At 68.9% G+C, this 9,872-nt stretch carries 3 protein-coding genes and 1 tRNA gene; 1 reads left to right on the top strand and 3 read right to left on the bottom strand.

Annotation, left to right across the window (positions count from 1 at the left end):
• Positions 1-20 precede the first annotated feature (20 nt).
• Entirely contained in the window at positions 21-707 is a 687-nt protein-coding gene (locus ACH4S7_RS23380; RefSeq protein ID WP_398523170.1) for a two-component system response regulator, read from the bottom strand.
• Positions 708-1,040: 333 nt separating this feature from the next.
• Entirely contained in the window at positions 1,041-6,401 is a 5,361-nt protein-coding gene (locus ACH4S7_RS23385; RefSeq protein ID WP_398523171.1) for a HAMP domain-containing protein, read from the bottom strand.
• A 346-nt stretch (positions 6,402-6,747) separates the two neighbouring features.
• On the opposite strand from ACH4S7_RS23385, the gene ACH4S7_RS23390 reads away from it, so the two are divergent.
• On the top strand, positions 6,748-9,402 hold the full coding sequence (locus ACH4S7_RS23390) for a SpoIIE family protein phosphatase (protein ID WP_398523172.1): 2,655 nt from the start codon (positions 6,748-6,750) through the stop codon (positions 9,400-9,402).
• A 55-nt stretch (positions 9,403-9,457) separates the two neighbouring features.
• Here ACH4S7_RS23390 and ACH4S7_RS23395 read toward each other — a convergent pair.
• Positions 9,458-9,530, bottom strand: a tRNA-Thr gene (locus tag ACH4S7_RS23395).
• Positions 9,531-9,872 lie beyond the last annotated feature (342 nt).

Genomic DNA, 9,872 nt, shown 5'->3' on the forward strand with positions numbered 1-9,872 from the left:
GGGCCCCCTTACTCACGGCGTCAGTTCTGTGAGGGCACCGCGGGCGCCCCGCCACCGGTCCCCGGCTCCAGCGCGTCCAGTGCCCGCCGCAGACCGGTGAGTTTGCGTTCGAGATGGGCGGCGGTGGCGACGGCAGCCGCGTCGGCCGACTCGTCGTCGAGCTGTTTGGAGAGCGCCTCCGCCTGCTCCTCGACCGCGGCGAGCCGGGCGGACAGCTCGGCGAGCAGCCCCGCCGACTCCTTGCCGTTGGCACCGGCGGCAGGCTGGCCGCCACCTTCGAGCTGGAGCCTCAACAGCGCGGCCTGTTCGCGCAGTTGACAGTTCTTCATATACAGCTCGACGAACACCGACACCTTGGCCCGCAGCACCCACGGGTCGAACGGCTTCGAGATGTAGTCGACCGCGCCCGCCGCGTAACCCCGGAAGGTGTGGTGCGGGCCGTGGTTGATCGCGGTGAGAAAGATGATCGGGATGTCCCTGGTCCGCTCCCGGCGTTTGATGTGCGCGGCGGTCTCGAATCCGTCCATGCCTGGCATCTGGACATCCAGCAGAATGACCGCGAAGTCGTCCGTCAGCAGCGCCTTGAGCGCTTCCTCTCCTGACGATGCCCGCACCAGTGTCTGATCGAGCGCGGAGAGAATGGCCTCCAGCGCCAGCAGATTCTCCGGCCGGTCATCGACCAGGAGGATCTTGGCCTTCTGCACCATGCCCCGTCCTCCTCGCCCCTGCTTGGGGTCTCCTCTGCTCCAGGAGCCGAGGGGCGCGCCGGGCGCCGCCCCAGGGGACGACTCCTTTGCGCCGCCCGTCCTTGTGCCGGTCATGGTATCCGCACCCCACCCGTCGCCACACCCAGTCACCATGATGTCACTGCGCACACAGCAGAAACGTAGCGGGAGACCAGAAGGTTCCCCGAATGCCACCGTCTCACACGCCGTCGGCCACCGTCAGTCAGCGTCGGCCCGGGACCGGCTGGAGGGCCGGGGCGGCTCCGCGGACCGGGGGCGCCCCCCGCCGGGGGGGCGGAACCGATCGCCCGGGACTCACTTCCCGCGCATCCACTCCTCCATCACACCCAGCAGGTGATCGGGGTCGACCGGCTTCGTCACATAGTCCGAAGCCCCCGACTCGATCGCCTTCTCCCGGTCGCCCTTCATCGCCTTCGCGGTCAGGGCGATGATCGGCAGTCCGGCGAACTGCGGCATCCGACGGATCGCCGTCGTCGTCGCGTACCCGTCCATCTCCGGCATCATGATGTCCATCAGGACGACGGTCACATCGTCGTGCTGCTCCAGGACCTCGATGCCCTCACGGCCGTTCTCCGCGTACAGCACCGACAGGCCGTGCTGTTCGAGCACGCTGGTGAGCGCGAAGACGTTCCGGATGTCGTCGTCGACGATCAGCACCTTCTCGTTGTCGAACTCGAAGACGCGCCGCGGTTCCTGCGGCTCCTCCACCCGCTGCTCCTGGCCGGAATCCGGTGCGGCGCCGAACGAAGGGGCGCCCCGGCCGGACGCGGGCAGCGCGGGCCGCTGCTCGGTCGCGCCCAGCGCCTTGCGGCGACGGCGGAAGAGCGCGGCCGGGCCCGAGTGGCCCTCCATCGGAGCGCTCCGCTCGGCCTCCTCGCGGGCGCGCTCCTCGTCCTGGCCGCTCTGTTCCTGAGTGGGCAATTCGCTCGGGTGAAGAGGCAGATAGAGCGTGAAGGTCGAGCCGCGGCCGGGTTCGCTCGCCGCGTGGATCTCACCGCCGAGGAGTCGGGCGATCTCCCGGCTGATCGAGAGCCCCAGGCCGGTACCCCCGTACTTGCGGCTCGTGGTCCCGTCGGCCTGCTTGAACGCCTCGAAGATCACCCGCATCTTGCCCGCCGCGATCCCGATGCCCGTGTCCGTGACCGAGAACGCGATCAGATCGGCGTCCGCGTCCCGGAGCGAGCCCGCCTCCAGGAGCTGTTCCCGGATCGACTGCGGCACATCGGCGTTGGCCGGCCGGATCACCAGCTCCACCGCACCGGAGTCGGTGAACTTCACCGCGTTCGACAGCAGGTTGCGCAGCACCTGGAGCAGCCGCTGCTCGTCGGTGTGGAGCGTCGCCGGCAGCTCGGGAGAGACCCGTACGGAGAAGTCGAGCCCCTTCTCGGCGGTCAGCGGCCGGAAGGTCGCCTCCACGTAGTCCACGAGCTGCACCAGCGCGATCCGGGTGGGACTGACGTCCATCTTGCCCGCCTCGACCTTCGACAGGTCGAGGATGTCGTTGATCAGTTGGAGCAGGTCCGAACCGGCGCCGTGGATCGTCTCGGCGAACTCCACCTGCTTCGGCGAGAGGTTCCCCTCGGCGTTGTCCGCGAGCAGCTTGGCCAGGATCAGCAGCGAGTTGAGCGGGGTCCGCAGCTCGTGCGACATGTTCGCCAGGAACTCGCTCTTGTAGCGCATCGACACCGCGAGTTGCTCGGCGCGCTCCTCCAGCACCTGCCGGGCCTCTTCGATCTCGGTGTTCTTGACCTCGATGTCCCGGTTCTGCTGGGCGAGCAGCTCGGCCTTCTCCTCCAGCTCGGCGTTGGACTCCTGGAGCGCCTTCTGCCGGTTCTCCAGCTCGGCGGAACGCTCCCGTAGCTGTTCGGTCAGCTCCTGCGACTGCTTGAGCAGTACCTCGGTCTTCGAGTTGACGCTGATCGTGTTGACGCTCGTCGCGATCATCTCGGCGATCTGATTGAGGAAGTCCCGCTGGATCTGGGTGAACGGCTGGAACGACGCCAGCTCGATCACCCCGAGGACCATCCCCTCGAAGAGCACCGGCAGCACGATCACATGCGCCGGCGACGCCTCGCCGAGCCCCGAGGAGATCTTCAGATACCCCGGCGGCACATTGACCTGGATGGTGCGCTTCTCCTCCGCCGCCGTCCCGATCAGCGTCTCACCGGGGCGGAAGGAGGTGGGCATCAGCCCTGCGGAGTAGCCGTAACTGGCGCGCATGAAGAGTTCGTACGCGCTGTCGCCGCCGCTGCCCACCACATCCTGGCCGGCCGTCCGGAGCGCCAGGAAGAAGGCGCCGTGCTGCGCCGAGACCACCGGCGTCAGCTCGCTCATGATCAGCGAAGCGACGTCGTCGAGATCGCGCCGTCCCTGCATCAGACCGGAGATCCGGGCCAGGTTGCCCTTCAGCCAGTCCTGCTCCTCGTTGGCCAGAGTGGTGTCGCGGAGATTCGCGATCATCGTGTTGATGTTGTCCTGGAGGACCTGGATCTCGCCGGCCGCGTCCACGCCGTCGATCTTCAGATTGAGATCGCCGCGCGTCACCGCGGTGGCGACGGCCGCGATGGCGCGGACCTGACGGGTGAGGTTCCCGGCCATCTCGTTGACGGACTCGGTGAGGTCGCGCCAGGTGCCGTCCACGTCGCGCACCCGGGCCTGTCCGCCGAGCTGCCCGTCCGTACCCACCTCGCGGGCCACCCGGGTCACCTCCCCGGCGAACGACGAGAGCTGGTCGACCATGGTGTTGATGGTGGTCTTCAGCTCCAGGATCTCGCCCCGGGCATCGATGTCGATCTTCCTGGTGAGGTCGCCCTTGGCGATGGCGGTGGTGACGGTGGCGATCTGCCGCACCTGTCCGGTCAGGTTGGACGCCATCGAGTTCACGGACTCGGTGAGGTCCTTCCAGGTGCCGGAGACCCCGGGCACATGGGCCTGTCCGCCCAGTTCGCCCTCGGTGCCCACCTCGCGCGCGACGCGGGTCACCTCGTCGGCGAACGACGACAGGGTCGTCACCATCGTGTTGACGGTCTCGGCCAGCTCCGCGACCTCACCGCGCGCCTCGACCGTCACCTTCTTCGTCAGATCGCCGTTGGCGACGGCGGCGGAGACCCGGGCGATGTTACGGACCTGGCTGGTCAGGTTGTTGGCCATCAGGTTGACGTTGTCGCTCAGGTCCTTCCAGATGCCGGTGACCCCGCGCACCCGGGCCTGACCACCGAGCACACCTTCCGTACCGACCTCGCGGGCGACCCTGGTCACCTCGTCGGCGAAGTCCAGCAGTTGGTCGACCATGGTGTTCACGGTCGTCACCAGTTCGAGGATCTCGCCCTTGGCATCGACGGTGATCTTCTTGGAGAGGTCGCCCTTGGCGACCGCGGTGGTCACCTCGGCGATGTTGCGCACCTGGGAGGTCAGGTTGTTCGCCATGAAGTTGACGGACTGGGTGAGGTCCTTCCAGGTGCCGGAGACCCCCTGGACCTCCGCCTGACCCCCGAGGATGCCCTCGGTGCCCACCTCGCGGGCGACCCGGGTGACCTGCTCCGCGAAGTTGGAGAGCTGGTCGACCATCGTGTTCAAGGTGTTCTTCAGTTCGAGGATCTCGCCCCGCGCGTCCACATCGATCTTCTGCGAAAGATCACCCCGCGCCACCGCCGTGGCGACCTGCGCGATGTTACGGACCTGGGCGGTCAGGTTGCCCGCCATGCCGTTCACCGAGTCCGTCAGGTCGCGCCACACCCCGGCGACGCCCGGCACCTGTGCCTGACCGCCGAGCCGGCCGTCCGTTCCCACTTCCCGGGCGACCCGGGTGACCTGCTCGGCGAAGGCGGAGAGCTGGTCGACCATCGTATTGATGGTGTTCTTCAGTTCGAGGATCTCGCCCCGCGCGTCCACATCGATCTTCTGCGAAAGATCACCCCGCGCCACCGCCGTCGTCACCTGGGCGATCTGGCGCACCTGCGAGGTCAGATTCCCGGCCATGAAGTTGACGGAGTCGGTGAGTTCCTTCCACGTACCACTCACGCCGTCGACCCGCGCCTGACCGCCGAGGCGGCCCTCGGTGCCCACGTCCCGCGCCATCCGGGTCACCTGGTCGGCGAAGGACGAGAGCTGCGCCACCATCGTGTTGACGGTGTTCTTCAGCTCCAACATCTCGCCCGCGACGTCCACCGTGACCTTCTGCGACAGATCACCGTTCGCCACCGCCGTCGTCACCTGAGCGATGTCCCGCACCTGGCCGGTGAGGTTGTGGAAAGCGGTGTTGACCGAGTCGGTGAGGTCCTTCCAGGTGTTCGCGGCGCCCGGCACATGGGCCTGGCCGCCGAGCCGGCCCTCCACGCCGACCTCCCGGGCCACCCGGGTGACCTCGGATCCGAAGGACTGGAGCTGGTCCACCATGGTGTTGACGGTGTTCTTCAGCTCCAACATCTCGCCCGCGACGTCCACCGTGACCTTCTGCGACAGATCACCGTTCGCCACCGCCGTCGTCACCTGAGCGATGTCCCGCACCTGGGTGGTCAGGTTCCGGAAGACGGTGTTGACCGAGTCGGTCAGGTCCTTCCAGGTCCCGGCCGCGCCCGGCACCTGCGCCTGACCGCCGAGCAACCCCTCGGCGCCGACCTCGCTCGCCACCCGGGTGACCTCGTCCGCGAAGGTCCGCAGCGTCTCCGTCATCTGGTTGATCGTCTCGGCGAGCTGGGCCACCTCGCCCCGCGCACTCACGGTGACCTTCTGCGTCAGATCACCGTTGGCGACGGCGGTGGTCACCTCGGCGATCCCACGCACCTGGGAGGTCAGGTTCCCCGCCATGGTGTTCACGGAGTCGGTGAGGTCCTTCCACACTCCCGCCACGCCGGGCACCTCGGCCTGCCCGCCCAGCTCGCCCTCGGTACCGACCTCCCGGGCCACCCGGGTGACCTCGGATCCGAGCGACTGGAGCTGGTCCACCATGGTGTTGACGGTGTTCTTCAGCTCCAACATCTCGCCGTCGACATGGACGGTGACCTTCTGCGACAGATCGCCCTTGGCCACGGCCGTGGTGACGAGAGCAATGTCACGCACCTGGGAGGTCAGCCGGTGCGCCATCGTGTTCACGGAATCCGTGAGATCTTTCCAGGAACCGGACATACCGCGCACCTGGGCCTGACCGCCGAGCTTGCCCTCGGTACCGACCTCCAGCGCGACCCGCGTCACCTCGTCGGTGAACGCCGAGAGCTGGTCCACCAGGCTGTTGACGGTCCGGGCGACCTTCAGGAACTCCCCGCGCAGTGGGCGTACGGCGCCGTCCGCGCTGTGCGAGCGCAGCTCCATCCGCTGGTCGAGATCGCCGTCGGCGACCGCCGAGAGGACCCGTCCCACCTCGGAGACCGGCCGCGCCAGATCGTCGACCAGGGCGTTCGACGCGTCGATCGCGGCGGCCCAGGAGCCCTCGCAGCCCCCCGTCTCCAGCCGCTCGGCGAGCTTGCCCTCGCGCCCGACCACCCTGCGGACCCGGGCCAGCTCACCGGTCAGGTGAAGATTCCGGTCGGCGACCTCGTTGTAGACGGCGGCGATCTCGGCCATCACATCGTCGCCCGACACGGTCAGACGCCTGCGAAAGTTCCCGTCGCGCATGGACACCAGTGCGGCCAGCAGCCTGTTCAGGGCTGCCGTATCCACCTCTGTTGTCCCATTGCTCCGGGATCGTCCGCCTTTCGTGCGCGTGCTGTTCGCACGCGACGCCACGTCAGACTCCACCGTGTCCCTCCCGCAGGGGTTGACCGTACTGCCTGAGCTGTATCAGGAAGCCTGCCCAGTGTTTCACCCATGCGGAACCAGGCCATAACAGTTCGGCAGCTTCGCACAGCGTCCCCACCCCTTCGGGGCGGAAACAGCGGCGACCGGCATCCGCTCGGACAGCGAAGGTAAGTAACCTGGCATCCGGCTGTCCAACCGCCCCGGTCCGCCCGGCCGGGTCGAAAGGGCGCGAGATCTACCACCGGGCACCGGGAGGGACCAGCCGACCATGGCAGAGCCGGGCGTCGATACGCGTACGAGGAGTTCTGTGATCACCGCGCGGGCGGCCGCCAGCTTCGAACCTGTCGGGCGGTCCGTCGCGACCGCCCGAGCCTTTGTCCGCGACACCCTCCAGGGCTGGGGCCACGCCGAGGTCGTCGACGACGCCGTGGTCCTCACCAGCGAGCTGGTCACCAATGCCGTCGTCCACGCCGGCACGGCGGCCGATGTGCTCTGCCTGCGGACCGAGGACGGCGTACGGGTCGAGGTCGCCGACCGCTACCCCGAACGCGAGGTCCCCCTCCAGGGCTCCGGCAACTCCTTCGGCAGCCTCGACAGCGAGAACGGACGCGGCCTGCTGCTGTGCTCCGCCCTCGCCTCCCGCTGGGGCGTCGAGTACACCTCCACCCACAAGAAGGTGTGGTTCCAGCTCGACCTTCCGCAGCGCCCGGTGGGCACCCGCTCGGCGGGCCCCGTACTGCCCACCGCCCTCCTCCCCGTCGCCGACGAACGCGTCCGCGTCGCGGTCATCCAGATCGACAGAACCGGCGCGATCTCCGTCTGGAACGAAGACGCCCAGCATGTCTTCGGCTACCCGCCCGAGCAGGTCATCGGCAAGCCCCTGACCGATCTCGCGGCCTGGCCGCACACCCCCGGCATCGGCACCGGCATCGCCGAGGCGCTCCGGCTCTCCCGCTGGGAGGGCAGCTACGGCATCCGCGGCACCGACGGCCGGGTGATCCCCGTGTACGCGTCCCATCTGCGGGTGCGCGACACCCGCGGCGAGCCCTCCACCGTCTGTCTCCTCGTACGCGACGACGAGCGCGCGATCCTCCAGACCCCGCAGCGCTCCCCCGTCACCGAGACCGGCGCCGAGAGCCGCACCGCCGACCCCTTCGAGGTCTTCATCGGCTCCCCCGCCCCCGAAGACCTCGACGGCCTCCTCCAGCGCACGGTCGAACGCGCCCGCGACATGCTCGACGGCGACGCCGCCTTCCTGCTGCTCGCCACCGACGACGAGACCGAGCTGGAGGTACGGGCCACCACCGGTCTCCCCTCGGCCCGCCAGCGGTTCGCCCGCGTTCCCGTCGAGGCGGGCACCGGACGGTACGGCTCCGCGCGGATGCCCGCGGTCCACGAGGACCTCACCTCCCTGCCCGGCGCCGTCCCCCTGCTCAACTCCACCGGGATGCGCTCCGTCGTCACCGTGCCGCTCAAGGTGGAGGGCCGGCTCACCGGCTCCCTGGGTGTCGCGGCGGAAGCCTCCGGCCGGTACTCCAACGAGGAGGCCCTGCGCCTCCAGTTCGCCGCCGACCGCATCGCCCTGGCCGTCGAGTCCGCCCGCCTCGGCGAGCTGGAACGACTCCGCCGTGGCTCGCTCTCCTTCCTCGTCGAGGCATCCGACCTGCTCGCCGGAACCCTCGACCGCGACCAGACCCTCGCCCTGATGGCACAGATGACGGTGCCGACACTGGCCACCTGGTGCGCCGTCTACACCATCGCCGACCAGGCGTCCGAGCCCTACCTCAGCTACGTCCTGCACGAGGACGAGGAGCGCATCGACGGCCTCAAGGCACTGCTGTCAAAGATCGCTCCGCCCGATCCGGTCCCGACCCCGGGTGCCCGGGTCTGGGCCGCGCCGGGCCAGGCGGCCCAGCAGGCGGCCCTGCAGACCTCCAAGCGCGAACTGGGCCTCGGTCCGACGCCCCCGGTCTCCTCCGGCATCGGCACCACCCTGGCCACCGCCGCCGCGGTCGGCGGCGAGACCGTCGTCCTGCCCCTGGTGGCCCGCAACCGGGTGATCGGGATGCTGACGCTCGGCAAGCCGTCGGACGACCACTTCCGCCAGGAGATCCTGGAACTCGCCGAGGACCTCTCCCGCCGCGCCGCCCTGGCGCTCGACAACGCCCGCCTCTACTCCGAGCGCGTGGCGATCAGCCAGTCCCTCCAGCGCAGCCTGCTGCCGCCCCAGCAGCCGGAGATCCCCGGCGTCGAGGTCGAGGTCATCTACCGCGCCGCGGGCGAGGGCAATGAGGTCGGCGGCGACTTCTACGACGTCTTCCCCATCCGCGACGGGGTGTACGGATTCGCCATCGGCGACGTCTGCGGTACGGGTCCGGAGGCGGCGGCCGTCACCGGCCTGGCCCGCCACGCCCTGCGTCTGCTGGCCCGTGAGGGCTTCAGCGGCCCCGCGGTACTGGAGCGGCTGAACGCGGCCATCCTCGACGAGGGCGCCCGCAGCCGCTTCCTCACCCTTCTCTACGGCGAGCTGTGGCCACAGGACGACGGCAGCGCCCTCCTGAAGCTCGTCTGCGCCGGCCACCCGCTCCCGCTGCGACTGCGCCAGGACGGCACGGTGGAGCCCTCCGCGGAGCCACAGCCACTGCTGGGCGTCATGGACGATCTGGAGCTGTACGAGCAGATGGTGACGCTGGACCCGGGCGATGTCCTGCTCTGCGTCACCGACGGCGTCACGGAGCGCCGTGAGGGTACGAGGATGCTCGGCGACGACGGCCTGGCGGAGGTCCTCTCCGGCTGCACCGGCCTGACGGCCGGCGCGGTCGCGACCCGCGTCCTGAGAGCGGTGGAACGCTTCGCGGCGGAGCCCGCGTCCGACGATATGGCGATCCTGGCCATGCGCGTCCCGGAACCGCCGAACCGCTGAGACACCTCAACGAAGAAGGCCCCCGCCATATGGCGGGGGCCTTCTTCGTTTGCTGAGCCCCAATACGGAATCGAACCGTAGACCTTCTCCTTACCATGGAGACGCTCTACCGACTGAGCTATTGGGGCCTGCTGCGCTGTGGCAACGAGGTAAAGCATACCCCTAACGGAGGGTTGCTTTGAACCACCCGTGCCGATGAAATCCCTGCCCAGGGCAGCCGGCAGGAGTACCCGCGGGGGCAGGGCGGTCCGCGCCGGCAGCGGACCAACACCCCTCTACGGGACCGGCAGCCCGGCCCCGGCCGCCCTCTCAGACGCCCTCTCAGAAGAGGCACAACGCAAAAATGCCTCAGTCTTCCCAGACCATAAAAGGTCTGGGAAGACTGAGGCTAAAAATTGTTCGGCGGCGTCCTACTCTCCCACAGGGTCCCCCCTGCAGTACCATCGGCGCTGAAAGGCTTAGCTTCCGGG

This window comes from Streptomyces sp. NPDC020965, assembly GCF_044333555.1.
GTDB lineage: Bacteria > Actinomycetota > Actinomycetes > Streptomycetales > Streptomycetaceae > Streptomyces.